The 23,340-nt window shown below is 45.0% G+C and carries 28 protein-coding genes; 18 read left to right on the top strand and 10 right to left on the bottom strand.

All coding sequences use genetic code 11. The annotated features are described in order from the left end of the window. The first annotated feature begins 35 nt into the window (after window positions 1–35). Together ICN31_RS08425 and ICN31_RS08420 are read left to right on the top strand one after the other, a co-directional pair. Complete coding sequence (locus ICN31_RS08425; RefSeq protein ID WP_216260395.1) at window positions 36–635, top strand: SPOR domain-containing protein; 600 nt, start codon at window positions 36–38, stop codon at window positions 633–635. After that, the gene (locus tag ICN31_RS08420; protein WP_216260393.1) at window positions 632–1,279 is read left to right on the top strand and encodes a thiol:disulfide interchange protein DsbA/DsbL; all 648 of its coding nucleotides are present in this window, start codon (window positions 632–634) and stop codon (window positions 1,277–1,279) included. The genes ICN31_RS08425 and ICN31_RS08420 overlap by 4 nt, the downstream gene beginning before the upstream one ends. A 20-nt stretch (window positions 1,280–1,299) precedes the next feature. Here the strand turns inward: ICN31_RS08420 and ICN31_RS08415 are convergent, their stop codons facing one another. From ICN31_RS08415 to ICN31_RS08395, 5 genes are read right to left on the bottom strand one after another with little or no spacing between them, the layout of a single operon-like run. Beyond that, a complete protein-coding gene (locus ICN31_RS08415; protein WP_216260392.1) occupies window positions 1,300–2,076 on the bottom strand; it encodes an SDR family oxidoreductase in 777 nt (258 codons plus the stop codon). Continuing rightward, complete coding sequence (locus ICN31_RS08410; RefSeq protein ID WP_216260390.1) at window positions 2,073–3,365, bottom strand: cyclopropane-fatty-acyl-phospholipid synthase family protein; 1,293 nt, start codon at window positions 3,363–3,365, stop codon at window positions 2,073–2,075. The genes ICN31_RS08415 and ICN31_RS08410 overlap by 4 nt, the downstream gene beginning before the upstream one ends. After that, window positions 3,362–4,147, bottom strand: coding sequence for a DUF1365 domain-containing protein (locus tag ICN31_RS08405; RefSeq protein ID WP_216260387.1), 786 nt, complete (start codon window positions 4,145–4,147; stop codon window positions 3,362–3,364). Before ICN31_RS08405 ends, ICN31_RS08410 begins: the two co-directional genes overlap by 4 nt. Next, window positions 4,148–5,536 (bottom strand): FAD-dependent oxidoreductase, encoded by a 1,389-nt coding sequence (locus ICN31_RS08400; RefSeq protein WP_216260386.1) that lies wholly within the window; start codon window positions 5,534–5,536, stop codon window positions 4,148–4,150. It abuts the gene before it with no gap. After that, complete coding sequence (locus ICN31_RS08395; protein ID WP_255530943.1) at window positions 5,533–6,114, bottom strand: glutathione peroxidase; 582 nt, start codon at window positions 6,112–6,114, stop codon at window positions 5,533–5,535. The genes ICN31_RS08400 and ICN31_RS08395 overlap by 4 nt, the downstream gene beginning before the upstream one ends. A 93-nt stretch (window positions 6,115–6,207) precedes the next feature. On the opposite strand from ICN31_RS08395, the gene rfaE2 reads away from it, so the two are divergent. After that, window positions 6,208–6,696 carry a D-glycero-beta-D-manno-heptose 1-phosphate adenylyltransferase gene (gene rfaE2, locus ICN31_RS08390; RefSeq protein ID WP_216260385.1) on the top strand — a complete coding sequence of 163 codons (489 nt, stop codon included), beginning with the start codon at window positions 6,208–6,210 and terminating at the stop codon, window positions 6,694–6,696. Here the strand turns inward: rfaE2 and ICN31_RS08385 are convergent. After that, on the bottom strand, window positions 6,693–7,514 hold the full coding sequence (locus tag ICN31_RS08385; protein ID WP_216260384.1) for a type III pantothenate kinase: 822 nt from the start codon (window positions 7,512–7,514) through the stop codon (window positions 6,693–6,695). The genes rfaE2 and ICN31_RS08385 overlap by 4 nt on opposite strands. Next, complete coding sequence (locus ICN31_RS08380; RefSeq protein ID WP_216260383.1) at window positions 7,511–8,311, bottom strand: biotin--[acetyl-CoA-carboxylase] ligase; 801 nt, start codon at window positions 8,309–8,311, stop codon at window positions 7,511–7,513. Before ICN31_RS08380 ends, ICN31_RS08385 begins: the two co-directional genes overlap by 4 nt. A gap of 37 nt (window positions 8,312–8,348) precedes the next feature. Here ICN31_RS08380 and ICN31_RS08375 point away from each other — a divergent pair, with 37 nt between their 5' ends. The 7 genes from ICN31_RS08375 to ICN31_RS08345 are packed head-to-tail and all read left to right on the top strand — an operon-like array spanning window position 8,349 to window position 13,022. Beyond that, complete coding sequence (locus ICN31_RS08375) at window positions 8,349–9,443, top strand: VanZ family protein (RefSeq protein ID WP_216260382.1); 1,095 nt, start codon at window positions 8,349–8,351, stop codon at window positions 9,441–9,443. 16 nt (window positions 9,444–9,459) lie between these two features. Continuing rightward, entirely contained in the window at window positions 9,460–9,768 is a 309-nt protein-coding gene (locus tag ICN31_RS08370; protein ID WP_216260381.1) for a ferredoxin, read from the top strand. 18 nt (window positions 9,769–9,786) lie between these two features. Then, on the top strand, window positions 9,787–10,503 hold the full coding sequence (locus tag ICN31_RS08365; protein WP_216260380.1) for an alpha/beta hydrolase: 717 nt from the start codon (window positions 9,787–9,789) through the stop codon (window positions 10,501–10,503). Window positions 10,504–10,521: 18 nt separating this feature from the next. After that, complete coding sequence (locus ICN31_RS08360) at window positions 10,522–10,788, top strand: YbeD family protein (RefSeq protein WP_216260379.1); 267 nt, start codon at window positions 10,522–10,524, stop codon at window positions 10,786–10,788. A gap of 9 nt (window positions 10,789–10,797) precedes the next feature. Further along, window positions 10,798–11,451, top strand: a complete 654-nt coding sequence (gene lipB, locus ICN31_RS08355; protein WP_216260377.1) for a lipoyl(octanoyl) transferase LipB — start codon at window positions 10,798–10,800, stop codon at window positions 11,449–11,451. Next, window positions 11,438–12,448, top strand: coding sequence for a lipoyl synthase (gene lipA, locus ICN31_RS08350; RefSeq protein WP_216260375.1), 1,011 nt, complete (start codon window positions 11,438–11,440; stop codon window positions 12,446–12,448). The genes lipB and lipA overlap by 14 nt, the downstream gene beginning before the upstream one ends. Continuing rightward, a complete protein-coding gene (locus ICN31_RS08345; protein ID WP_255530942.1) occupies window positions 12,417–13,022 on the top strand; it encodes a hypothetical protein in 606 nt (201 codons plus the stop codon). Before lipA ends, ICN31_RS08345 begins: the two co-directional genes overlap by 32 nt. On the opposite strand, the gene ICN31_RS08340 is transcribed toward ICN31_RS08345, so the two are convergent. Then, window positions 13,000–13,257 (bottom strand): accessory factor UbiK family protein, encoded by a 258-nt coding sequence (locus ICN31_RS08340; protein ID WP_216260373.1) that lies wholly within the window; start codon window positions 13,255–13,257, stop codon window positions 13,000–13,002. The two genes, ICN31_RS08345 and ICN31_RS08340, sit on opposite strands and share 23 nt — an antisense overlap. A 262-nt stretch (window positions 13,258–13,519) precedes the next feature. On the opposite strand from ICN31_RS08340, the gene ICN31_RS08335 reads away from it, so the two are divergent. From ICN31_RS08335 to ptsP, 8 genes are all read left to right on the top strand, one after another. After that, window positions 13,520–14,440 carry a TorF family putative porin gene (locus ICN31_RS08335; RefSeq protein WP_216260371.1) on the top strand — a complete coding sequence of 307 codons (921 nt, stop codon included), beginning with the start codon at window positions 13,520–13,522 and terminating at the stop codon, window positions 14,438–14,440. A gap of 25 nt (window positions 14,441–14,465) precedes the next feature. Next, window positions 14,466–14,804 (top strand): P-II family nitrogen regulator, encoded by a 339-nt coding sequence (locus ICN31_RS08330; protein WP_088525451.1) that lies wholly within the window; start codon window positions 14,466–14,468, stop codon window positions 14,802–14,804. A gap of 13 nt (window positions 14,805–14,817) precedes the next feature. Next, complete coding sequence (locus tag ICN31_RS08325) at window positions 14,818–16,305, top strand: ammonium transporter (protein ID WP_216260369.1); 1,488 nt, start codon at window positions 14,818–14,820, stop codon at window positions 16,303–16,305. A 105-nt stretch (window positions 16,306–16,410) separates the two neighbouring features. After that, the gene (gshA, locus tag ICN31_RS08320) at window positions 16,411–17,709 is read left to right on the top strand and encodes a glutamate--cysteine ligase (RefSeq protein ID WP_216260367.1); all 1,299 of its coding nucleotides are present in this window, start codon (window positions 16,411–16,413) and stop codon (window positions 17,707–17,709) included. 15 nt (window positions 17,710–17,724) lie between these two features. Next, window positions 17,725–18,666: a glutathione synthase gene (gene gshB, locus ICN31_RS08315; protein WP_216260366.1), complete on the top strand. Its 942-nt coding sequence runs from the start codon at window positions 17,725–17,727 to the stop codon at window positions 18,664–18,666. Between the two features lies 1 nt (window position 18,667). Beyond that, the gene (locus ICN31_RS08310; protein WP_216260364.1) at window positions 18,668–19,090 is read left to right on the top strand and encodes a PTS sugar transporter subunit IIA; all 423 of its coding nucleotides are present in this window, start codon (window positions 18,668–18,670) and stop codon (window positions 19,088–19,090) included. 19 nt (window positions 19,091–19,109) lie between these two features. Then, window positions 19,110–19,379, top strand: coding sequence for an HPr family phosphocarrier protein (locus ICN31_RS08305; RefSeq protein ID WP_216260363.1), 270 nt, complete (start codon window positions 19,110–19,112; stop codon window positions 19,377–19,379). 2 nt (window positions 19,380–19,381) lie between these two features. After that, entirely contained in the window at window positions 19,382–21,136 is a 1,755-nt protein-coding gene (gene ptsP, locus ICN31_RS08300) for a phosphoenolpyruvate--protein phosphotransferase (protein ID WP_216260362.1), read from the top strand. Here ptsP and ICN31_RS08295 read toward each other — a convergent pair. Both ICN31_RS08295 and ICN31_RS08290 read right to left on the bottom strand, forming a co-directional pair. Continuing rightward, window positions 21,133–21,885 (bottom strand): HesA/MoeB/ThiF family protein, encoded by a 753-nt coding sequence (locus tag ICN31_RS08295; RefSeq protein ID WP_216260361.1) that lies wholly within the window; start codon window positions 21,883–21,885, stop codon window positions 21,133–21,135. The two genes, ptsP and ICN31_RS08295, sit on opposite strands and share 4 nt — an antisense overlap. A gap of 15 nt (window positions 21,886–21,900) precedes the next feature. Continuing rightward, window positions 21,901–23,334 carry a S41 family peptidase gene (locus ICN31_RS08290; RefSeq protein ID WP_216260360.1) on the bottom strand — a complete coding sequence of 478 codons (1,434 nt, stop codon included), beginning with the start codon at window positions 23,332–23,334 and terminating at the stop codon, window positions 21,901–21,903. Between the last annotated feature and the right edge of the window lie 6 nt (window positions 23,335–23,340).

Raw genomic sequence — 23,340 nt, 5'->3', positions numbered from 1 at the left:
CAGGGTATGAAGTGACAAGGTAAGATGAGGTAATCATGAAAAAACCGAATCAACAATCTGGCGTTGTTAAGGCTGACGAGAGGAGTGCCCAATACGGCGGAACTATTTTAGGTTTTGTGTTGGGCTTAGGGGCGGGCCTGGGTATCGCCTTTGCAATCGCCTTTTATCTTTCTAAAAATACCCCTCAAGAGAAGCCTGGAGTTCGCGCACCCAATTTACCTTTAACCATCAAGCCCTTTAGCGCTCCTCCTGAAAGCGAGTCTGCCGCCCCCGTTGAGCAATTAGATTTGAATAAGCCCTTACAAGGCAAGTCATCCTCTGCTGCATCATCTGATCCTATTACGGATTTAGTAAATGGCAAGAAGCCAGCTGAAATTACACCTGCTCCAAAAACAGATGCCGTTTATTTTCTACAAGCAGGGGCATTTGTAAAACGTGCTGATGCAGATGTACAGAAAGCAAATTTAGCAATCCAAGGCATTCAGGCGCAATTAAGTGAAGTTACTGCCGACGGAAATACTCTGTGGCGTGTTCGTATCGGCCCCTATAACAGTCCTGAAGAGACTAATCCGCTGCGAGATAAGTTAAGCAGTATGGGCATTAAACCAACCCTCATTAAATCTAGCAAATCATGATCTCATTTATTAAAAGACTATTTACATTACTAGTATTGTTTTGCTTCAGTGGAATTGTTGTTGCACAAGGTCAAAAGATTGAGGAAGGATTTGATTACCGCATTCTTCCGATTGCACAGCCCCTTGAGTCCAAAGGTAAGGTAGAGGTTATTGAGTTCTTTTGGTACGGCTGTCCGCATTGCTATGACTTTGAACCAGAGCTGAGTAGCTGGGTAAAGCGTCAGCCTAAGGATGTCGTTTTCCGCAGAGTCCCAGTCGCGTTTCGTGATGATTTTATGCCACATAGCCAGCTGTTCTATGCGCTTGAGGCAATGGGTAAGGGCGACGCTTTTAATGAAAAAGTCATGTATGCCATGCATAAAGAGAACAAACGCTTATTGACTGAGCCAGAGATTGCAGATTGGGTTGCGTCCCAAGGTATTGATCGCAACACCTTCTTAGCTACCTATCGCTCTTTCGCTATAGTTTCTAAGGCGCGGACAGCAAAACAATTAGCGGAGGCCTATCGTATTGATGGCGTTCCAACGATTGTGATGCAAGGAAAGTATGTCACTTCTCCTTCAATTGCTGGGACAAAAGCTAAGGCAATAGCAGTAATGGACCACCTCGAAGAAAAAATTCGTAAAGAAAAATACAAGCAGTAATTACTTTATAAGCCGTTTTCTTAGATTTTGACGAAGCGGCGCACAATCCAGAAGTACATTGGATAAGGTAGGATTCTGAGAAATTTTAAAAATCTCGAGAATCTCTTGGGGAAATGAATGTCAAACTCCCCTTTTTCAATACCGCTTAAAATTTCAACAGCAGCTTCTTCTGCGCTAATGAGGGCGGGCATTTCAAAATCATTTTGAGAAGTTGCTTCGGTAGCCACAAAGCCTGGAGAAATCATATGAACGCTAACCCCCTGAGGGAGTAGGTCATAGTAGAGCGTCTCGCAGAAATTAATAATGGCTGCCTTACTTGGTCCATATGCCAGGGCCTTAGGAAGCCCGCTGTAGCCTGCAACGCTACCGACAATAGCGATATGACCGGTATGTGCCTTGAGCATCTCAGGAAGTACGAGTGCAACAGCCCTCATTGGGCCTAAAAGGTTTGCGTCGATCGTTTGTTCTGCGGTATCAATGTCAAAGCTGTCTGCACGAAGTGGTACATATACCCCAGATACAAACAGTAATAAATCAATTCCGCCCCATGTCCTTAGAATTGATTGGTAACCATTCTTCAGTTGAGCATCATCAGTTACATCTAATGGCAATACAAGTGATTGCTCTGAGTTTCCGAGGGCTGCTAATGTATTTAAGCGTTCAACTCTTCGACTAGAGAGGGCTACTTTTGCTCCAGCCTTGATCAGTGCTTGAGCACAAGCTTCACCAATTCCACTGGAGGCACCAATGACCCAGACATGTTTCCCAGAAAAATTTGGAATGCCGTTTTGCTTCATGCGCTCAAAGCGTCTGATGATGTATTGACGGATTGATGACTCAGCGTAAATTGCACGACATCAATATTGCGCTCTGCAAATCCAGCGGCGCAATACATGAGATAAAAATTCCAGAGACGGATAAAGGCTTCATCAAAACCTAAACCATGAACTTCATGAAGCTTGTGATTGAAATTGTCTCTCCAAAGGCAAAGTGTTTTAGCGTAGTCAGCCCCAAAAGCAAACTCACCTTCAATCTGCAGTCCAGCCTTAGCGGCGCTTTCCTTAAAGCCAGACCGTGAAGGTAGCATTCCTCCAGGGAAGACGTACTGCTGAATAAAATCAGTATTGTGGCGATAACGCTCAAAGAGTTCTTCAGCGATCACAATGGTTTGAATACAAGCTTTGCCGCCAGCTTTGAGGCATTTAGCAATCGTTTCAAAATACTCTGGCCAATGCTTCTCACCAACCGCTTCAAACATTTCCACGGAGGCAATACCCTCAAATTGTTCTTGGCAATCCCGATAGTCTTGAAGGCGTACTTCAAAAGACTGGGGTTGCGCAACCTGTGATTCAATCTTTTGTAGCCTATCTTCAGCAAATATTTTTTGCTCTGTTGAAAGAGTGAGACCGGTAATTGCAATATTGCTTCGAAGAGCTTCTTCCATAACGCCACCCCAACCACAACCAATTTCTAATATATGGTCACCAGGCTTTGTATCGAGCGATTGGAGAATGCGTCTAATTTTAGCGCGCTGTGCATCAGCAAGAGATTGTTTTTCACCCTCTGAGAACCAGGCGCTGGAGTAACTCATGGTGGGGTCTAGCCACAAAGTGTAAAAAGCATTACCTAAGTCATAGTGGGCATGAATATTCTTACGACTGCCATTTTTACTGTTATCGCGCAACCAATGTCTGATGCGGTACAGAGCGGAGCCATACCAACTTCCATAAATTGCTTTTTCTAGAATCGTACGGTTGCGAATTGCAAGCTCAAGAATCACTTTTAAGTCTGGAGTATCCCACTCACCGCGGATGTAGCTTTCAGCAAAACCAATATCTCCATGGGACAGTACTTGCTTAAACACAGACCAATCCAAAACTTGAATCTCGGCATGCAATGGATCTGATTTATTGCCGAACTCTCTGATGTTGCCATCAGGCAAGGTCATTTTGAGGTGGCCGCTGCTGAGTTGGGATAAGAGACTTAATAGCGTTTCTGTGCCCAGGCGAGATTGACGTGCTTGGGCACGGCTTTGCGGCCTTGCAAAATTAAGACGTGAAAGTAAAGATTGTCCTGGACGATTCATTTGCTAACTTCAAATTCTGGTGGATTGGGCTTGGAGTGAAAGGGTACACCTTTTACCCATAATTTCAATGCTTGCCAATGAATTCGGAAGATTACCCCAAGGCTCATGAGTGGGTAGCGCAAAAACGCCAGCCAAAGCATGGATTGACTCAAGGGGCGGCTACTACCGCTAATACTGGTGTTAATCAGCGGTAGGCCATCCTCGTGGAGCTCAATTCGATAAACAGAGTTATTTCCGCTATTGCTATCTTGGGGGAATAGGAAGCGAAAATGGTAGTTGCCACGCACTTCACAAAATGGCGAAACATAGAAAACTTTTTGGCTACTGAGGGTTTCACCAGAGCGTAGCACCTCACCAGAATTTTTATGCAATAGGTAGCAGTGGCGCTCGCCAAAGGTATTATTTACTTCTGCCAATACAGCTTGTACTTGGCCGTTGGCACGGGTGCATACCCAGAAGCTGACCGGATTAAATACATACCCTAAAACTCTGGGAAATGTTTGTAACCAAATTTCTCCATCAATATTCTGGATTTGGTTTTCTTGCAGAATATTTTCAATCCACTGCAGACTATCTGTTTGTCCTAAACCATGGTCTTTATCAAAGAATGAAAATAATCCTAAGCGATTGTCGTTAAGCCCATATTGACTTAGAAGGTCAGGCTTATGCTTTCTGGCCCGCATTGGAATCGACAATGTGAAAACACCATAGCCAAAGGCATTCTTAGCAGGCCTGAGCCGCCGATGTTTTACAACACCAAAGTTAATCTTTGGCTGATTCATTTATTGGGCATCTTGCTTGGGATGGGCAAGCTGAGGTAAATGAATGCCCTCTATGAGAGCTTCTGCGACTAATTCACCCGACCGTAAGCCGTCTTCATGAAAGCCAAATCCAGTCCAAGCTCCGCAATACCAGATTGATGATGTACCTTGAATGAGTGGTAATTCTTTCTGAGCTTGAATAGCGCTCATATCAAATACTGGATGCGAATAATGAATTTCTTGATGCACCAGTTTTGGGTCCGGTTCTAATGCAGGGTTTAGGCTGACAATAATTGGGGTGTCTTTTAACTGCGCAGGTAGTGGTTGAAGACGGTTAATGAGGTAGTTCACGCTCACATGCTGTTTTGATGTGATGTTCATGCCGGCTTTAGCGGTGTAATTCCAGGCAGCCCAACAACGCTTTGTCTCAGGCAGAAAGCGCTCATCTGTATGGAGAATGGCACGATTTTTTTGGTACGGAATCGCTGCCAAAATATTTTTAGCCTGCTCTTCGATGCCATGCACTAGATTAAGCGTTTGATCGCTATGGCAGGCCATCACAACTTCATCAAAAAAAACAGGTCCAGATTGACTAATGACTTCAATTTGAGATGCACCATCTTGCTTTGCATTGACGCGCACAACGCCTTCGCGCACAAACTTGACTTTCGAGGCCTCTAGAGCGGCAACAATCCTCTTAACGTACTCTCGAGAACCACCTTGAATGGTTAGCCACTGTGGCCGGTTTTGAATTTGTAGCAAACCATGGTTATGACAGAAGCGCACCATCGTTTGAATCGGAAACTCGAGCATCTGCCCAACAGAGCATGACCAGATTGCGCCAATCATTGGTAGAAAATAATTTTCTCTGAAGCTTTGGCTAAATCGATTGCGATCTAAAAACTTAGCAATAGATTCATCGGGCTCTTTGTAAAGATGGCCTGCCTCAATTTGCTGATGAGCTAGGTTGGAGGCTAGGCGATTAAAGCGCAAGATGTCATAAGCCATTCTCCAGAATGAAGGTGATAAAAGGTTTGAACGTTGCCCAAAGAAAGAGTTCAGGTCATTGCCTGCCCATTCAATATTTTGATGGGTATGTTTTTTATCAGATGTATCAATCGATACAGAAAAAGACATTTCAGAAGGCGCTACCGGCGCCCCAATTTCTTCAAAGAGGCGAACTAAACGTGGATAGGTTTTGCGATTGAATACTAAGAAACCAGTATCAACGCCATGAGTGATTTCTTCGCCATTAATATTGCAGTTGAAGTCGACTGTATTGCTATGTCCCCCGATATGATCACCGGCCTCGTATATGGTCAGATCAAATTCAGGATGCTGCCTCAGAGCATAAGCGCATCCAAGACCCGAGATACCAGCACCAATAATGGCAATTCTTTTTTTAATCACGGAGATTTTTCCCCTAAGAGCTTTTCAATCTCAGCGGTGATGCTGCTACTTGTCGGTTTGGTCATGCTGCCATAGGAATCGACCACATTGCCATTTCGATCAATTAAATATTTATAGAAATTCCATTTTGGCGTTGTGCCGGTTTTAGCAATCAACATTTTGAAGAGGGGGTTTGGATTACTTCCTGAAACAGAGCTTTTTGCAAACATCGGAAATTTCACGTCATAAGTATTTTTACAAAAGTCCGCAATCTCTTTATTGCTCCCTGGCTCTTGCTGACCAAAGTCATTAGAAGGAAAGCCTAAAACGACGAGGCCCCGATCTTTGTACTTGGCGTATACCTTTTCTAGGCCGTCATATTGGCTTGTAAACCCGCAAAAGCTGGCGGTATTGACAACTAAGATCACCTTGCCCTGATATTGGCAAAGATTTTGCGGCACCTCATCCTGTAGGCGCAGAAAGGTCTGGGACAACAGGGGGCTGCAGCTAGGAGCAGCATTGACAGTGTGGGCCCCCAATAAAAAGGCAAGTAGGGTAAGAACCCAGGTAAAAACTAGGCGAATTGTCTTGTGGGGCATGTAGCAACTTCTTTTATTGGATCGGCAGGTCTCAAGTCTAAGACATTCTGGCTAATATCGCTCAAAAGTAGCTAAAGCCATTAATATTGAGTCATGACTGCTTTGCTTCCACCTTCTTTTGAGTCTAAGGTCTGCCCTTTAGATCAGCTAACTGCTCGTATTGCAAAACTTCCCAGGCCTCTAGTGTTTACCAATGGGGTATTTGACATACTCCATCGTGGACATGCGAGCTATTTAGCCCAGGCTCGTGCTTTAGGAGCCAGCTTAGTAGTGGGCGTTAATTCAGATGCTTCCGTCAGGATGCTGGGCAAGGGTGATGACAGGCCAATTAATTCTGAAGCAGATCGCCAGGCTTTATTAGCAGCCCTTGAAAGTGTGGATATGGCGGTGCTCTTTACTGAGCAAACACCGGTCAGCCTGATTGAGAAAATCCGTCCCGATATTTATGTCAAGGGCAGTGATTACGAGATTGATGCTCTGGCAGAAACACGTTTGGTGAAGACTTGGGGTGGAAAAGCAATAGCTATTCCGTTTCTATATGAGCGCTCTACCACTAGCCTATTAGGCAAGATCCGCTCTTAAAGATTTTGCAATAGCCAGGCCCAAATACCGCGAAGCACTAAGCCTTCAATGGTTTCGGTTGACTCTACCGCTAATGAAGATTGTGCTTTCAATTTACTCATCTCAGTAGCCAAAATTTTGGCATTGCCACCATCGATCCAAACTCTTTCAATAGGATGATTCATTTGTTTTGCTAATTGAATTGCATATTGAATGGCACCGATTTGTGCAGCATCGCAACCACTAATGATTGCGTTATTCGTAGATAAACCAAAACCATTGCTGGTATCGTCACGAACTGCAAGCGGTAATTGAGCAGTATTTCCTTCCAGACTTTTTTGCATTAATTCAAGTCCAGGCAATATCCATCCGCCGTAGTGAACGCCATTAGAGCCAAGCAAATCAATGGTTGTGGCTGTGCCAGCATTAATGATGAGCGTGTTGGTGTTAGATAGGGCGCGCGCCCCAATCATGGCGGCCCAGCGGTCTGCGCCAAGCTTACTTGGATCTTGGTAGAGAGTGCGTAGGCCGTTGAACTGGCTGTCACCCTTGAGCTGCTTCCAGGATATGTCATTCCATTGCGGAAATAGTGATTGAAGATTTTCAATAACTTCTTTACCAGCAACACAAGCAAGCCCAATAGCATCGGGTTTGGGTAAAGTTTTAGTAATGTAATCTGCAAGCTCAGCTCTATGTTCAGTAGAGGCCAAGGATTTACTGCTGATGGATCCAGAGTAAGCCCACAGTTTTTTTTGTCGATCTGATGGCTGTTGTGTTGATTCAACTGCAGCCCATTTAAGGCGCGTATTACCAACATCAAATAGCAAGTAAAGGCTCATGTTTGTACTCTTAAAGAAATGTCGCCTGCATGGATGGCAATCGTTTGATCAGCTTGTTGCAATAGTAATGCGCCTGTTTGATCTATGCCTTGAGCAATGCCATAGATGGGTTCCTTTCCCGCACCAGATACACATACGGTCTGACCTAGATAGGCATCCCACGTTTTCCATTGCTCTTGATAGCTTCCAAAACCATACTGATCAAATTCACTCAGATGATGTTCTAGAGAGGCAATCAGTTTTAGCCAGAGGTATTCCACATCAGGCAGGATTGCTTGCGACGGAAGAAATTGATCAAGGGTAGCAACCTTTAAGCCTGATTGACCTCCTAAACTACTTTCAATTTGCTCAGCATTGCGTAAGTTCATGCCAATACCAATGATCATCCAAGTTGGATCATCCGTCTTTACTTGACCACCTTCTATTAAGATGCCGCCAAGTTTTGCGTTATTCAGCAGTAGATCATTAGGCCACTTCAGGCGCAGACCTGTTTGGTAGAGCATGGCTTTATCTAAATCACATGCTTGTGCGATTCCAGCAATCACTGCCAACCCTACTAAGAGACTAAGCCCGGTCAGTTCAGCAGGCTTTCTTTTGAATGGAAACGCCAATGAAAAACAGAGCGAGTCTTCTGGATTGGCTACCCAAGTGCGCCCAGCTCTGCCCTTACCAGCAGTTTGTTTGTGGGCAATGCGCGCTACCGGGTCAATGAGTTCCCCAGCACGCCAGCGCTCTAAAAGATCATCATTGGTAGATTTAGTTTGGGCAACGCGTTCGAGGATGCAATTGGCAGTCATTTCGCCATTGTAGAAAGGTCTGCCCTAGAATTGTGGGATGGATCAAAAAGACCAGCGTCCCTATAAGCTTGTATGGCCTCTACAGGCCATGCCTTTGGCTAGGGCAATGAGCCTGAGCTATGCGCTACTGATTATCTATGTCAGCTTAAATCCTTTTGATTTTGATTTCCGCAACGGTATTGATGCTTCGGACTGGATTCAGGCACCGCTTCCTCGCTTTATTACCCTATTTGACGTTTCTATCAATATCCTGGCATACATTCCTTTTGGGTTTTTACTGGTTTTTGCTGCTTATCCCCGTTGGCGTAATTTTGTGGCATTAAGTATCGCCTTAGCACTTAGTGCTCTGCTTGCATTGACTGTCGAAACGCTCCAGTCCTGGCTACCAACCCGCATCCCTAGTCAGATGGATTGGTGGGCAAATTTATTAGGGGGTTTATTGGGGGGTTTATTGGCGATTCCTCTGGGGCCACAATGGCTATCAGGCAGCGTCATCCGTCGTCGCTTTGATCAATGGTTTGGTCTTAACTGGGCTGCATGCGCACTTTTTTTATTATTTCCATGGTCGCAAATTTATCCCCAAAGTTCATGGCTGGGTACTGGGGTATGGGGCCATGCTATTTTTGGTTCGATTGATTGGGGAACCTTAGTCATTAATCATATAGCTCAAGAAACTGTGATTACTGCGCTCTGTTGGCTTGGCGTTGCTCTGTTACTTTCCTCAGGCTTGCGTACTAAGGCTCCGCAGTGGCGAATTCTCAATGGATTACTCTGCTTAACTGTGGTGATGAAAACTTTTTTTACCGCTCTTCAGTTCGGTGGAGAGTTTAGCTTGATATGGCTAACAGCCGGAGCCCTTTGGGGAATGTTATTAGCAAGCATTTTATTGAGGTGGGCTTTAAGCCTTAATCAAAAAAGAAGACTTTACTTGGCATTGTTTTGTTTAGTCACTGCCACTATTGCTATTAATGTCTTGCCCGATAATCCCTATTTCATCTTGAGCTTACGGCATTGGTATCAGGGGCGCTTACTGCACTTTAATGAGTTAATGAAATGGGTATCGGTGGTATGGTTACCAATTGCCTTAGTTTGGATGATCTATAACGCGGCTGAACTAAAACCGAAACATTGACGAATATAATTTTCCTATGAGCTTTTCACATCACCTTTTTTTCTGTTTAAACCAACGCAGTAATGGCGAAGATTGCTGCGATCGTCATAATGCATTTGCATTATTTGAGTATGCAAAAAAAAGAGTCAAAGAGCTTGGACTCGCCGGACCTGAAAAGATTCGTGTGAATAAAGCAGGATGCTTGGATCGTTGTGCTGATGGCCCTGTGATGGTAGTCTACCCAGAAGGTGTTTGGTACACCTTAGTGGATCAAGATGATGTTGAAGAAATTATTCAATCACATTTAATTGCCGGCCACCCAGTTGAGCGCTTGCAGTTGTCATAGCTACTTGAAAGTTTTCTAATGAACGGCCGTACAAAAGTAATTCACATTGAAGGCATAGTTGGTGCGATGGAAATGTCTATCGATCTACCAGATGAATTAAAAAGTGACCTCTCTTTTGCAGTCCGCGGCTTGGCATTGGTTGCGCACCCTCATCCACTGATGGGCGGCACAATGGATAACAAAGTAGCGCAGACCATGGCACGTGCTTTCAATCAACTGGGTTATGTCAGCGTGCGCCCTAATTTTCGGGGTGTAGGCGGTACTGCTGGCGTGCATGATGAAGGTGTTGGCGAGTTGGAGGATCTATTGCATGTCACCGATTGGATGCGCACCCCTCCAAGTTGGTCTGAATTTGAGGCTACTGCCAATCAAGCCTGGGTTTCAAGCGCAAACACTTTACCGCTGGCAGTTTCTGGATTCTCTTTCGGTAGCTTTGTTGGTAGTCACTTGGTCCAACGACTTGTTGATCTTGGCCGCCCTGCAGAACGCTTGGTGATGGTGGGGAGTGCTGCAGGTAAATGGACGCTAGCCCCAGTACCAGCAGACACTATCCTCATTCATGGAGAGTTAGATGAAACCATTCCCTTGATTAATGTTTTGGACTGGGCGCGTCCACAAGAGCTTACTGTACAAGTAGTTCCTGGGGCAGATCACTTCTTTCATCGTAGATTACATTGCATTCGTAACATCATTACTGGCGCCTGGTTGGGCATGCCAGATCACCGTAAGCAATAAGAAAAATCAGAGAGTTATATGGCCGAAGAAAAATCACTCATCGAATATCCTTCCCCATTTCCGATTAAGGTGATGGGCAAAGCTAATCCAGAATATCTGCCAGCAATCATTCATATTGCAAAACAATTTGATCCAACATTTGATGAGACTAAGGTTGAGCAACGACCGTCTAAGGATGGTAACTACCTAGGCATTACCTTGCCAATTACAGCTACAAGTCGTGAGCAGCTAGATGAGCTATATAGAACCTTATCTACCCATCCGCTAGTTAGTGTTGTTCTGTAATTTATTGTCATGCCTGCTTTAATAAAGCATCTTGGTTTAGTAGATTACGTCTCTACCTATGAGTCGATGCGACTGTTTACTCAGGGGCGAGATAGCGCAACACCTGATGAGATTTGGATTTTAGAGCATCTACCCGTGTTTACCTTAGGGCTTGCGGGTGATGCTAGTAATTTGCATTCGCCTAGCAATCAAATTCCGCTAGTGCAAGTTGATCGTGGTGGCGAGATTACTTATCACGGACCTGGTCAAATCGTGATCTATCTTTTGCTTGATCTCAAGCGCCTAGGCATCTTTGTAAAAGAATTGGTCTCTCGCATTGAGCAAGCGCTCATCGACACCTTGTCAGATTTTGGAATTAAGGCAGAAAGACATCCAGGAGCACCCGGTATTTATGTTTCGGAACAGTCTGGGGTGCCATTAGAGTGGGTTGGGGCAAAGGTAGCTGCCTTGGGTCTTAAAGTCTCTAAAAGCTGCTCCTATCATGGTCTAGCGCTTAATGTGGCAACCGATCTTGAGGCTTTTGGCCGTATCCACCCTTGCGGCTATGAGGGCTTAAAGACGGTTGATATGCAAACCCTTGGGATAAAGGACAATGGAGACACTATTAGCCAAAGGCTTTTAGAGCATTTACAAAAGCAACTGATGTCACATGACCACCAATAAGACCGATACCAAGACGACTATAGAGCTTCGTCAAGACCTCAGCTACGATGCAACTCGTAAACAAAAGTCGAGTGAGAAGACTGCGCGCATTCCGATCAAGATCATTCCGCTAGCAGAGGTTCTGAAAAAGCCAGACTGGATTCGGGTAAAGGCTGCCTCTGGAAATTCTCGCTTTAACGAGATCAAAAAGATCCTCCGGGAAAATGAATTGGTTACTGTTTGTGAAGAGGCAAGTTGCCCCAATATTGGCGAGTGTTTTGGTAAAGGCACCGCTACCTTCATGATCATGGGCGATAAGTGCACCCGTCGTTGCCCTTTCTGTGATGTGGGCCACGGTAGACCAGATCCACTGGATCAAAAAGAGCCGGCTAACTTAGCACGCACTATTGCGGCGCTGAAATTAAATTATGTAGTGATTACTAGCGTCGATCGCGATGACTTGCGCGACGGTGGCGCAATGCATTACGTCGATTGCATTTCTCAATCACGCGACCTCTCTCCTAGTACCCGTATTGAAGTTCTAGTTCCCGACTTCCGTGGGCGCTTAGATAAAGCCTTAGATATTTTTACTGAGCATGCGCCCAATGGTTTGCCAGATGTGATGAACCATAATTTAGAAACCGTGCCGCGTCTGTATAAGGAAGCCAGACCAGGCGCTGATTATCTGCACTCCTTAAAGCTTTTGAAAGACTTCAAAGAGCGCTTTCCCCATATTCCAACCAAGAGTGGTTTGATGGTCGGTCTTGGTGAAACAGACGAAGAAATTCTAGAGGTGATGCGCGATATGCGTGAGCACAATATCGATATGCTTACCATTGGTCAGTACCTTGCTCCATCAGGCCACCACCTTCCAGTGAGGCGCTATGTACATCCTGATGTTTTCAAGATGTTTGAAGAAAAGGCATACTCTATGGGCTTCTCCCATGCCGCAGTTGGTGCAATGGTGCGCTCTAGCTATCACGCAGATGAACAAGCTCATGGAGCAGGTATTGTTTAGAGCCTGCAAGGCTGGTTTACTGCTGGCGGGATTAATTCTTCTAATAGCCTGTAGCCCCAAGTTAGATTGGCGCACAGTGCAATCACCCCAAGAGAGATATACCGCTTTATTTCCAGGCAAGCCCGATAAATTAGAGCGCCGCATTCCTTATCAAGAGCAAGAGCTTCAACAAACGCTCGAGGCGGTAAAAATCGATAATGACATTTACTCTATTAGCTCGATACAAGTATCAGCTAATCAAGCCGCAGCAACAGAGAAAATTATTAGACAGTTAAAAGATAATTTACTTGAGAGGGCAAAAGTCTCTGGTGGTATGGTGGCTGAAGAGGTAGCAACATACCAGACTAGCAATCGTCAACGACTACCAACGATAGATTACTTCATCGCCTTTAAATCAAATGGTAAAGCGCAGCAACAAATGAAAGTACGCTGGATCACAAGGCAAGCCAGTAATGGAGATGCGTGGATTTATCAAATATCGGTACTGCATGTAAACGCTAATACTGATGATGCAAAAACACTGCTATCTAAAGAAGAGTATGCAAACTTCTTTAATGAGTTTTTTCCAGAGTAGCAACCTTAGCTTCAAGTGCCTCTAACTTTTCTCTAGTCTTTGCAAGAACTTTAGTTTGTAACTCAAACTCTTCACGAGTAACCAAATCCATTTTCTGAAAACCTTGGTTCATCATTGCGCGAACATTTTTTTCAATCTCTTGCGCTGGTGAATTCCGAATAGCGTCGCCCACTTTGTTTTGCATATCACTGGCGATACGTTGAATTTGCTCGAGGATTTCGCCTGGCTTTTGCATGATAGGGTTCGCAGTTCTATGAAAAGTTGCATAAAAGATACATATTGATATTTTATGTTGGGTAGCTAGAAATGGGCAAAAAGCCTAAAAAAAGCCTGAAAAGCTCAAAATTCACGCACATGGTGCAATATTAAGCACCAAAAAAGTGCAGGTGCCTTATTTCGGGGATTTGCGACAAATCTATGAATGCCCAACCCATCAATATCGCTTCATGCATTAAGCATTCACCCCATTTTTTATTACAACCAGTAAGGAGTAACACATGAAAACTTTGCAAAAATCAGCGATCGCGCTAGCAGCATCAAGCTTGTTGGCTACTACCGCTTTTGCACAAACAGCCCCTGCAGCAGAGGCTCCAGAAGCTAGCCCGATTACAGCTAACGTGACCGTAGTCAACGACTATCGTTACCGTGGTATCAGCCAGTCAAACTTTAAGCCAGCGATTCAAGGTGGCTTTGACTACGCTCACGAGAGTGGTGTCTACATTGGTAACTGGAACAGCTCGATTAGCTGGATTGGCGATGCTTATGGTCCTAATGGCGGTAATTCTGGAAAGGGTTCCACCATCGGTCAGGTAAGCGCACCAATCGAAATGGATTTTTATGCTGGTATTAAGAAAGAGTTGATTGGAGAAGGTTTTGCATCAGACTTAGGTGTCTTGCAGTACTACTACCCAACTTCAGGTATTCCCAATACCAATGGTTACTTTGCCAATCCGAATACAACAGAAATCTATGTAGCGCAGAACTTTACATTCGGTCCTGTAACTGGTTTTGCTAAGTTTTCTTATGCTGTTTCACCATTATTTGGAAATATAAACTCAACTGGCTCTTACTACCCAGATCTAACAATGAACTATGACACTGGTTTTTGGGGTTTAGCTCTTAATGGACACGTAGGCTATCAATATGTCGCTGGTAGTCAAAAGGCTGGCACGACCAATTGGCAGGGAACTCAGTATCAGTCAGGAAGTTCAACAGGCGCTATTAGCAATAGCACCCTATATTCATATACCGACTGGAAGTTGGGTGTGACTAAAGACTTTGGTGGTGGCTTATCTGCTTCAGCGGCTTATGTAGGTACAACCGCTGCAACAGTTAAGGGTTCATATGCTTATTCAAGCCCAAATGGAAGCAACCTCGGAAAAGCTGGCGCTGTTGTATCGCTTACCAAAACTTTCTAATTTCCACCTCTAAACGGAGAAACATATGAAATTAATTACCGCAATCATCAAGCCCTTCAAGCTTGACGAAGTGCGCGAAGCTCTCTCGGAAGTGGGAGTTTCGGGCATTACCGTCACTGAAGTTAAAGGCTTTGGCCGTCAAAAAGGACACACTGAGTTGTATCGCGGTGCTGAGTATGTGGTCGACTTTTTGCCGAAGGTAAAAATTGAAGCTGCTGTTGAAGATGGCATTTTAGAGCGTGCTATTGAAGCAATTGAAAAATCTGCACGTACGGGCAAGATTGGTGATGGCAAGATTTTTGTCACTTCAGTTGAGCACGTCATTCGTATTCGCACCGGTGAAACCGGCGCGTCAGCACTTTAAAGAGAGGTTCAAAATGTTAACTTGGATGAAACGACTCGTTGCTGGCGGTGCTATGGCCTTGGCCATTGGCGCTACTGGTGTGATTGTGACTTCGCCAGCGTATGCTGCTGACGAAGCTAAAAAGCCAGCAGTAACTGCTCCAGCTGCAACCCCTGCTGCTGCAGAACCTGCGCCCGTTCTTTGCTCTGAAAAGTGTAATAAAGCGGATACCGTTTGGATGATGGTATGTACAGCATTAGTACTGTTAATGACACTTCCTGGTTTGGCTTTGTTCTACGGCGGCTTAACGCGTAGCAAAAATATTCTGTCGATCTGCATGCAGTGTTTCATGGTCTTCTCTTTGATTACTGTGCTCTGGGCCATTTATGGCTATAGCTTTGCATTCACGGAAGGTAGCTCATTTATTGGTGGACTTGATCGCTTGTTCTTGGGCGGTATGAATCCAGATTCAGTAGCAGCAACCTTTAGTAAAGGTGTTGTGATTCCTGAATTTATATTCATGGCTTTCCAAGCAGTGTTCGCAACTATTACTTGCTGCTTGATCATTGGTGCTTTTGCAGAGCGCGCTAAGTTTTCTGCAATCCTGATATTCATGATCATTTGGTTCACATTTAGCTACTTGCCAATCGCTCACATGGTTTGGTTCTGGCCTGGTCCTGACGACATCAAAGATGCTGCATCCCTTGAGGCTATTACTGCTCGTGCTGGCTGGTTATGGCAAAAAGGTGTGCTCGACTTTGCTGGCGGTACCGTTGTTCACATCAATGCTGCTATCGCTGGCTTGGTAGGTTCCTACGTTATCGGCAAGCGTATTGGCTACGGCAAAGAAGCAATGAAGCCACATAACTTAGTTTATGTAATGACTGGTGCCGCACTCTTGTGGTTCGGTTGGTTTGGTTTCAATGCCGGCTCAGCACTCGAAGCAAACGGAAGCGCAGGATTAGCTTTTGTAAATACTTATTTAGCAACTGCTGCTGCTGTATTGAGCTGGTCGGTTGCTGAGTGGGTTCTGAAAGGTAAGCCTTCTATGTTGGGCGCTGCCTCTGGTTGTGTAGCAGGTTTAGTTGCCATTACTCCAGCCGCTGGTTTTGCTGGCCCAATGGGCTCCATCGCAATCGGTTTGTTTGCCGGTGTTGCTTGCCTCTGGGGTGTTACAGGTCTCAAGAAGATGTTGGGTTCTGATGACAGCTTAGATGTATTCGGTGTTCACGGCGTTGGCGGTATTTCCGGTGCTTTATTGACTGGCGTATTCGCTGATCCTGCATTGGGCGGTTCCGGTATCTGGGACTATGTAGCTAATGCTGTTGCTCCTGATTACTCCATTGCTAGCCAATTATGGATTCAGGCTCAAGGCGTGATTACTACCCTGATTTGGTCAGGCGTGGTCTCTTACATTGCATTCAAATTGATCGATATGGTGATTGGTTTACGTGTGAAGGAAGAAGAAGAGCGCGAAGGCTTGGATATCAGCTCACATGGCGAGGCTGCCTACGAGTCTTAATCTATAGATTTACCCCTCACTGGGCAGCTTTCATATGCCGCCTAGTTTTTAAGCGCGGGATCCTAGGATCCCGCGTCTTTCTTTTAATAATCTTACAATGGTGGAATGGTTCCACATCTCATCACTGCCTTAAGCGGTCCTTTGCTCGAATTAGAGTCAAAGGTTCTTGAAGCGACCCCAACCATCGAGCGTTGGTTTAGGTTGGAATGGCAAGAACATACCCCGCCGTTCTATTGCTCGGTTGATTTACGTAACTCAGGCTTTAAGCTGGCCCCGGTTGATACCAATCTTTTCCCAGGCGGCTTTAATAATCTTTCTACTCAGATGCTGCCTTTGGCAGTTCAGGCCGCAATGGCCGCAATTGAGAAGATTTGTCCAGAAGCTAAAAATCTATTATTAATTCCAGAGCGTCACACTCGCAATACTTTCTATTTGCAAAATATTGCGCGTCTTTCATCTATCTTGCGTCAAGCTGGTCTGAATGTTCGCTTGGGTACTTTCTCAGAAGAAATTAAAAAACCGACATGGATTGAGTTGCCAGATGGCAATCGTCTATTGATGGAGCCCCTCTCTCGTTTGGGTTTGAAAAAGCAACGTTTGGGTTTGAAAGATTTTGATCCATGCTCCATTCTCTTGAATAATGATTTATCTGCTGGCATTCCACCAATTCTAGAAAACTTGCACGAGCAATATCTATTGCCCGGCTTGCATGCTGGTTGGCATATCCGTCGTAAGTCGAATCACTTCGCAGCTTATGAAGAGGTAGCTAAGAAGTTTGCTAAGGTGGTAGATATCGATCCTTGGATGATTAATCCTTACTTTACAAGTTGCTCTAATGTAAATTTTCATGAGCGCAAAGGTGAGGAAGAACTACAGACTGCAGTAGAGCAAATCCTCAAAAAGACAGCCAAAAAATATCGTGAATATGGTATCAAAGACAAGCCATATGTTGTTGTAAAGGCAGACGCTGGTACCTATGGAATGGGCATTATGGTAGTTAATGATCCCTCCCAGCTCAAAGACTTGAACCGTAAAGACCGTAACAAGATGAGTGTGGTTAAAGAAGGTTTAGCTGTCAGCGATGTATTGATTCAAGAGGGCGTATATACCTTTGAGAAGGTCAACGAGGCAGTAGCAGAGCCGGTTGTATACATGATTGATCGCTATGTGATTGGAGGCTTCTATCGTGTTCATACGGATCGTGGCCCCGATGAAAATCTGAATGCACCTGGCATGCATTTTGTACCACTCGCTTTTGAGCAGAACTCAATGCCCGACATGAGTGCCAAGCCAGGTAGTGCAGCCCCAAATCGTTTCTACTTATATGGGGTAGTTGCACGCCTAGCATTGTTAGCGGCTTCATTAGAGCTTGAGCGGTCTGATCCTGATGCTGAAGCGGATTAACTAATCCGAAAGAATATGGACTTTCTATTTATTGCCGATCCTCTCGAATCTTTTAAAGTAAAAAAAGATTCTACTTTGGCAATAATGCGTGCTACTCAAGAAGCGGGTCATCATTTATGGTTTTGTCAGAGCCGTAATATTTTGTGGAGAGATGATCTCGTTGTTGCAGATTGTCAAACCCTTGTAATTAAGCCGAGCTCTACTTCTTGGTTTGAACTTGGTTCAATCGAGTCACGTTCCTTGAAGTCATTTTCTGCAGCATGCATGCGCACTGATCCACCATTTGATATTGAGTACCTTAATACCACTTGGTTGTTATCTGCCGCAGTTCGTCAGGGTGCAAAAGTATTGAATGATCCTGCCGCCGTTCGTGATCATTCAGAAAAACTCTCGATTACTGAGTTTGCAGAGCTGATTCCACCAACGCTAGTTACGCGTGAGCTCAGTGCAGTTGAAAAGTTTCATCAAACACATCGCGATATCGTTATTAAGCCTTTAGATGGTATGGGCGGAATGGGTATTTTCCGGGTTGGGTCAGATGGCTTAAATTTAGCCAGTATTGTTGAGACGCTTGGTGAAAATGGCGCCAGAACCCTGATGGTACAGCGCTTTTTGCCAGAAATAGCACAAGGTGATAAACGGGTTTTACTGATTGGCGGTGAGGTGGTGCCTTTTAGTTTGGCACGCATTCCCCAGGGCAATGAGATTCGCGGAAATTTAGCGGCTGGTGGTAAAGGTGTGGCAATGCCATTGACTGAAGTTGAGAGGAAGATTGCAGAAAGACTTGCGCCTATTCTTAATCAGCGTGGTTTATTCTTGGTTGGACTAGACTTAATTGGTGGTTACCTTACAGAAATTAATGTTACTAGCCCCACTTGTTTTGTTGAAATTACCGAGCAAAGTGGGTTTGATGTTTCACAGTTTTTCTTAAAAGCACTAGAGAAGGAATTGTCATAACATGGTTGGAATTGTCATTGTTGCCCATACGCCTGTTGCTAGCGCAATGCTGGGATTTGCTGAACACACCTACGGCGCTTCGCCAGAGCGTGTGAGGGCAGTAGATATCCCTGCCTATGAGGACATTAAGGCCAGTTTTGATCGAGTCATGAAAGCAGCCTATGCTGTAAATACTGGTAACGGCGTTCTTATTTTGACGGATGTGATGGGCGCAACACCAGCTAATGTAGCCTCTAAGTTAGAAGCCCTTGGCCCTTTATCGGGGTTAAGCGCGCCAGTTGTTGTGCTTGCAGGATTAAATCTCCCTATGCTAATGCGTTGCATTACGCATCGCGGAGAGAACTTGGAGGATCTGGCTCAAAAAGCTCTTGCTGGCGGCCAAAACGGAATCTTGCGGCTTGGTGCAAAAGTTGCAGAACAATAATTGAGGAGTTCTATACGCAATGCCAGTAGCTGAAATTGAGATCATTAACAAATTAGGTTTACATGCTAGGGCCTCTGCCAAGCTTTCTCAATTGGCCGCCCAATTTCCATGTGAAATACTGTTGTCACGCAATGGACGCCAAATCAATGCTAAGAGCATTATGGGAGTCATGATGTTGGCGGCTGGCATTGGCAGCACAGTAATACTCGAGACTGTTGGTGATCAGGCTGATGAGGCGATGCAGGCTTTGACAGAATTAATTAATAACCGCTTTGGTGAAGGCGAATAAGCATGACTTTTGCGTTACACGGAATTCCGGTATCCAAAGGCATTGCCATCGGCAAGGCGGTACTGATTTCGCGTGCAGCACTAGAGGTTAGTCATTATCTAGTTGAGCCTGGAAAGGAAGAGGCTGAGGGGCAGAAATTATTAGATGCTTTTGAGCAAGTTCGCCAAGAGCTTAATCAACTTCGCAAAGGCTTGCCCAAAGATGCACCCCAAGAGATGGCTGCTTTCTTGGATGTTCATGGGATGATCCTTGCTGATCCTGCTTTAACTGAAAAGCCAATAAAGTTAATTCGCTCACAACGCATGAATGCTGCTTGGGCTTTAACAACTGAATTAAATGACTTGTTAGAGCAGTTTGCGGATATTGAAGATCCTTATTTAAAAGAGCGCGCTAGTGATATTCGACAAGTAGCTGAGCGTGTTGTGAAAGCCTTAAATGCTCAGAAAAAGGATTCGCTAGGTAGCGCTGACATCATGTCGTCTGGTAATCTTGGTGTTGATTCTATTATCGTGGCTCACGATATTGCCCCCCACGATATGTTGCGCTTCAAGGACTCTGCTTTTACGGGATTTGTAACAGACCTCGGTGGCAAGACATCTCATACTGCTATTGTGGCGCGCAGTATGGAAATTCCTGCTGTGGTGGGAGTCCGCCATGCTAGCGAAATGATTCGTCATGGCGATTGGTTGGTCTTAGATGGTGAACAAGGCGTCGTAGTCGTTGCTCCAGACGAGAATCTCCTTGAGGAATACCGCAAGCTACAAACTCTGGATTTAAAAGAGACTCGTAAGCTAAAGCAACTCAAACATAGTAAAACTGAAACAGCTGATCGCGTTGCGATTGAATTGTCTGCCAATATTGAATTACCGGAGGATGCGGTTCAGGCATTGAAATTAGGCGCTGTAGGGGTTGGTTTATTCCGCTCTGAGTTTCTATTTATGGATCGTAAGCAGGCACTGCCAGACGAAGAGCAACAATTTTTAGAGTACCGCCGCGTGGTAGATTTGATGCATGGTTTGCCTGTCAACATTAGAACAATTGACGTGGGTGCTGATAAAGCGTTGGGCGCTGGCGGCAGCGACGTCTCTCAAACTGGTGTATCACCATTGGGCTTACGGGCGATTCGCTGGTCTTTAACAGAACCAGAAATATTTTTAACTCAGTTGCGAGCAATTTTGCGGGCTTCCGCATACGGCCAGGCTCGTATCATGATTCCGATGTTGGCTCATGCCAAAGAAATTGATGAAACCTTCCGTTTGATTGAAAAAGCAAAGCAGCAGTTACATCAACGTGGTCAGGCATTTAATCCCAATATTCAAGTGGGTGCCATGATTGAAATTCCAGCCGCCGCTCTCGTCCTACCTCTGTTTATCAATCGCTTTGATTTTTTATCAATTGGTACGAACGATTTAATTCAGTACACCTTAGCAATTGATCGCGCGGATCATGCCGTGGCTCACTTATATGATCCATTGCATCCAGCAATTTTGCATTTGCTTGCAAATATTATTGACCAAGCGAAACGTGCAAATGTCCCAATTGCGGTATGTGGCGAGATGGCTGGCGATCCCTCCCTAACCAGGTTATTGCTTGGTATGGGGTTGACTGACTTCTCGATGCACTTCAGTCAGCTCTTATTGGTCAAGCGCGAGATACTAAAGGCAAATGTAGGCTTGTTAAAGTCCCGTCTCCCCAGAGTCCTAAAGGCTTATGAGCCCGATGAGCAAGCTAAAGCCCTAGAGCGTTTAATGGCTTAATGCACTTTGCTGCAAACCGAACACTCGGGATTGCGAGAGATTTTGAATTCATCTATCTGGGTAGTGCGAGCATTCCAAAGCATCATACGGCCTACTAAGGGATCCCCAAAACCAATCAGTACTTGTATTGCTTGTGCCGCTTGCATGGCACCAATAATGCCTACCAGTGGAGAAAAGATTCCCATTGAAGAGCAGCTGACTTCTTCAAAATTTTCATCGGGCGAGAAGATACAGGCATAGCAAGGCGATATTGAATTGCGTGGGTCAAAAACGCTGATCTGACCATCAAAGCGGAGAGCTGAGCCAGAAACTAATGGAACCTGATGCTTCACGCAGCTCGCATTAATTAAATGGCGGCTTGTAAAGTTATCGGTGCAATCTAAAACAATATCAACGCTAGGAAGTAACTCATCTAGAAGTGCTGTTGTTGCTTTACCCTCAACAGTTTCAATCTGAATACCCGCATTGAGCTGTGATAAAAATTGCTTTCCAGAACTGACCTTGCTCTTACCAATACTTTTCTCGCTGTGCATGATTTGGCGCTGTAGATTAGTCAGCTCAACTTGGTCGTGGTCCATCAGCGTAATGTGGCCAATACCAGCAGCAGTGAGGTAGGGGGCTGCTGCACTTCCCAGGCCGCCAGCACCAATAACTAGGACGTGAGAGCTTAAGAGCTTTTCTTGGCCTGCAACATCAATTTCTTCAAGGAGTAAGTGCCTTGAGTAGCGAAGTAACTGCTCATCATTCATGTGCAGACCAGTAAATTACTCAAGCTTAGATGAAGAGCGCTTCACCGGCTGACCATTAATAAATGCAAGTGCCTGTGACAGCATGAAGTCATCTGCGCTACCAAGCTCAGGCGGCTTCTTGTTCTTATCCTTTTCTTTTTCTTCGGCAGTTTTCTTTGCATTCTTTTCTTCAATGCGTTGTAACTCTTCAAGGCGACGCTTCTCCCGATCTTTAATGAGCTTATCTTCCGCTGATTGTTTATTACGCAGATGTTTTTCACTATCGATTTCACGGGTGATCAATACATCGTCTGGATCGCCATCTTTATTTTGATCAACCGGGATATCAGGTTTAACGCCAAATGCCTGAATCGATTTTCCGCTCGGCGTGTAGTAATAAGCGGTGGTGATCTTTAGTGCAGAATCATTTGTTAGTGGGCGTACGGTTTGTACGGAACCTTTACCAAAGGTCGTCTTACCAATAATAGTTGCGCGTTTATAGTCTTGTAGGGCACCCGCAACAATCTCAGAAGCAGAAGCCGAATAGGCATTGACCAACACAACCATTGGTAATTTTTTGAAAATCTCTGGTACACCTGCCAATGGGTCGCCAGGCTCGCTGAGGCGGTACATCGCTGGTGTGGCATTAAATACTTGTTTAGAATCCGGTGCCTGGCCTTTGGTAGAAACTACCACTACATCGGCTGGCAAGAAGGCCGCAGCAACGCCAACTGCGCCTTGCAGGAGGCCGCCGCCATTGTTTCGTAGATCAAGAATGATGCCCTTGAGCTTTGGGTTTTGATTGGCAAGGTCCGTTAACTTTTTAGCAAGATCAGGAACAGTACGTTCTTGAAAGCTAGTTACCCGAACCCATGCGATATCGTTATCGAGAATCTTTGCTTTAACAGATTGCACTTTAATTTCTGCGCGAGTGATGGTGACTGGAAAGCTCCGCTCTTCACTCTTGCGATATACGGTTAATGTAATTTTAGTGCCAGGCGTACCGCGCATCGTGCGGACTGCTTTATCAAGTGACATGCCGCGTACTGGCTTATCGTCTAAGCGAGTAATTAAATCACCTGCTTGTAACCCAGCACGTGCAGCAGGACTATCTTCAATTGGATTCAGAACCTTAACAACACCATCCTCGGAGGTAATCTCAATTCCAAGGCCGGCAAATTTTCCTGAGGTTGCTTCTTGCATTTCAGAAAAATCTTTTTTGTCGAGAAAGGTTGAATGTGGATCAAGGCTGCTGACCATACCTTTGACAGCATCAGTTAAGAGTTGCTTATCTTCAATTGGTTCAACGTATTCACGCTTGATTTGTGCAAAGACATTTGAGAGCGTACGTAGTTCATCGAGCGGTAGCTGAGCACCTTGCTGGGCGGTTGCTGACAGTTGAATGGTTGCTGCTATACCAGCAATCAAACCAACTGAGATGAGAGCAAAATTCTTTAGAAATTGGCGCATATTTCT

The organism is Polynucleobacter sp. UB-Piko-W3 (assembly GCF_018881635.1).
Taxonomy (GTDB): Bacteria; Pseudomonadota; Gammaproteobacteria; order Burkholderiales; family Burkholderiaceae; genus Polynucleobacter.
This window is presented reverse-complemented; position numbering and strand designations above follow the sequence as displayed.

Coding starts and splice junctions, on each gene's coding strand:
- ICN31_RS08425 (WP_216260395.1), top strand. CDS start 36: ATGAAAAAACCGAATCAACAATCTGGCGTTGTTAAGGCTGACGAGAGG.
- ICN31_RS08420 (WP_216260393.1), top strand. CDS start 632: ATGATCTCATTTATTAAAAGACTATTTACATTACTAGTATTGTTTTGC.
- ICN31_RS08415 (WP_216260392.1), bottom strand. CDS start 2,076: ATGAAGCAAAACGGCATTCCAAATTTTTCTGGGAAACATGTCTGGGTC.
- ICN31_RS08410 (WP_216260390.1), bottom strand. CDS start 3,365: ATGAATCGTCCAGGACAATCTTTACTTTCACGTCTTAATTTTGCAAGG.
- ICN31_RS08405 (WP_216260387.1), bottom strand. CDS start 4,147: ATGAATCAGCCAAAGATTAACTTTGGTGTTGTAAAACATCGGCGGCTC.
- ICN31_RS08395 (WP_255530943.1), bottom strand. CDS start 6,114: ATGCCCCACAAGACAATTCGCCTAGTTTTTACCTGGGTTCTTACCCTA.
- rfaE2 (WP_216260385.1), top strand. CDS start 6,208: ATGACTGCTTTGCTTCCACCTTCTTTTGAGTCTAAGGTCTGCCCTTTA.
- ICN31_RS08385 (WP_216260384.1), bottom strand. CDS start 7,514: ATGAGCCTTTACTTGCTATTTGATGTTGGTAATACGCGCCTTAAATGG.
- ICN31_RS08380 (WP_216260383.1), bottom strand. CDS start 8,311: ATGACTGCCAATTGCATCCTCGAACGCGTTGCCCAAACTAAATCTACC.
- ICN31_RS08375 (WP_216260382.1), top strand. CDS start 8,349: ATGGATCAAAAAGACCAGCGTCCCTATAAGCTTGTATGGCCTCTACAG.
- ICN31_RS08370 (WP_216260381.1), top strand. CDS start 9,460: ATGAGCTTTTCACATCACCTTTTTTTCTGTTTAAACCAACGCAGTAAT.
- ICN31_RS08365 (WP_216260380.1), top strand. CDS start 9,787: ATGAACGGCCGTACAAAAGTAATTCACATTGAAGGCATAGTTGGTGCG.
- ICN31_RS08360 (WP_216260379.1), top strand. CDS start 10,522: ATGGCCGAAGAAAAATCACTCATCGAATATCCTTCCCCATTTCCGATT.
- lipB (WP_216260377.1), top strand. CDS start 10,798: ATGCCTGCTTTAATAAAGCATCTTGGTTTAGTAGATTACGTCTCTACC.
- lipA (WP_216260375.1), top strand. CDS start 11,438: ATGACCACCAATAAGACCGATACCAAGACGACTATAGAGCTTCGTCAA.
- ICN31_RS08345 (WP_255530942.1), top strand. CDS start 12,417: ATGAACAAGCTCATGGAGCAGGTATTGTTTAGAGCCTGCAAGGCTGGT.
- ICN31_RS08340 (WP_216260373.1), bottom strand. CDS start 13,257: ATGCAAAAGCCAGGCGAAATCCTCGAGCAAATTCAACGTATCGCCAGT.
- ICN31_RS08335 (WP_216260371.1), top strand. CDS start 13,520: ATGAAAACTTTGCAAAAATCAGCGATCGCGCTAGCAGCATCAAGCTTG.
- ICN31_RS08330 (WP_088525451.1), top strand. CDS start 14,466: ATGAAATTAATTACCGCAATCATCAAGCCCTTCAAGCTTGACGAAGTG.
- ICN31_RS08325 (WP_216260369.1), top strand. CDS start 14,818: ATGTTAACTTGGATGAAACGACTCGTTGCTGGCGGTGCTATGGCCTTG.
- gshA (WP_216260367.1), top strand. CDS start 16,411: ATGGTTCCACATCTCATCACTGCCTTAAGCGGTCCTTTGCTCGAATTA.
- gshB (WP_216260366.1), top strand. CDS start 17,725: ATGGACTTTCTATTTATTGCCGATCCTCTCGAATCTTTTAAAGTAAAA.
- ICN31_RS08310 (WP_216260364.1), top strand. CDS start 18,668: ATGGTTGGAATTGTCATTGTTGCCCATACGCCTGTTGCTAGCGCAATG.
- ICN31_RS08305 (WP_216260363.1), top strand. CDS start 19,110: ATGCCAGTAGCTGAAATTGAGATCATTAACAAATTAGGTTTACATGCT.
- ptsP (WP_216260362.1), top strand. CDS start 19,382: ATGACTTTTGCGTTACACGGAATTCCGGTATCCAAAGGCATTGCCATC.
- ICN31_RS08295 (WP_216260361.1), bottom strand. CDS start 21,885: ATGAATGATGAGCAGTTACTTCGCTACTCAAGGCACTTACTCCTTGAA.
- ICN31_RS08290 (WP_216260360.1), bottom strand. CDS start 23,334: ATGCGCCAATTTCTAAAGAATTTTGCTCTCATCTCAGTTGGTTTGATT.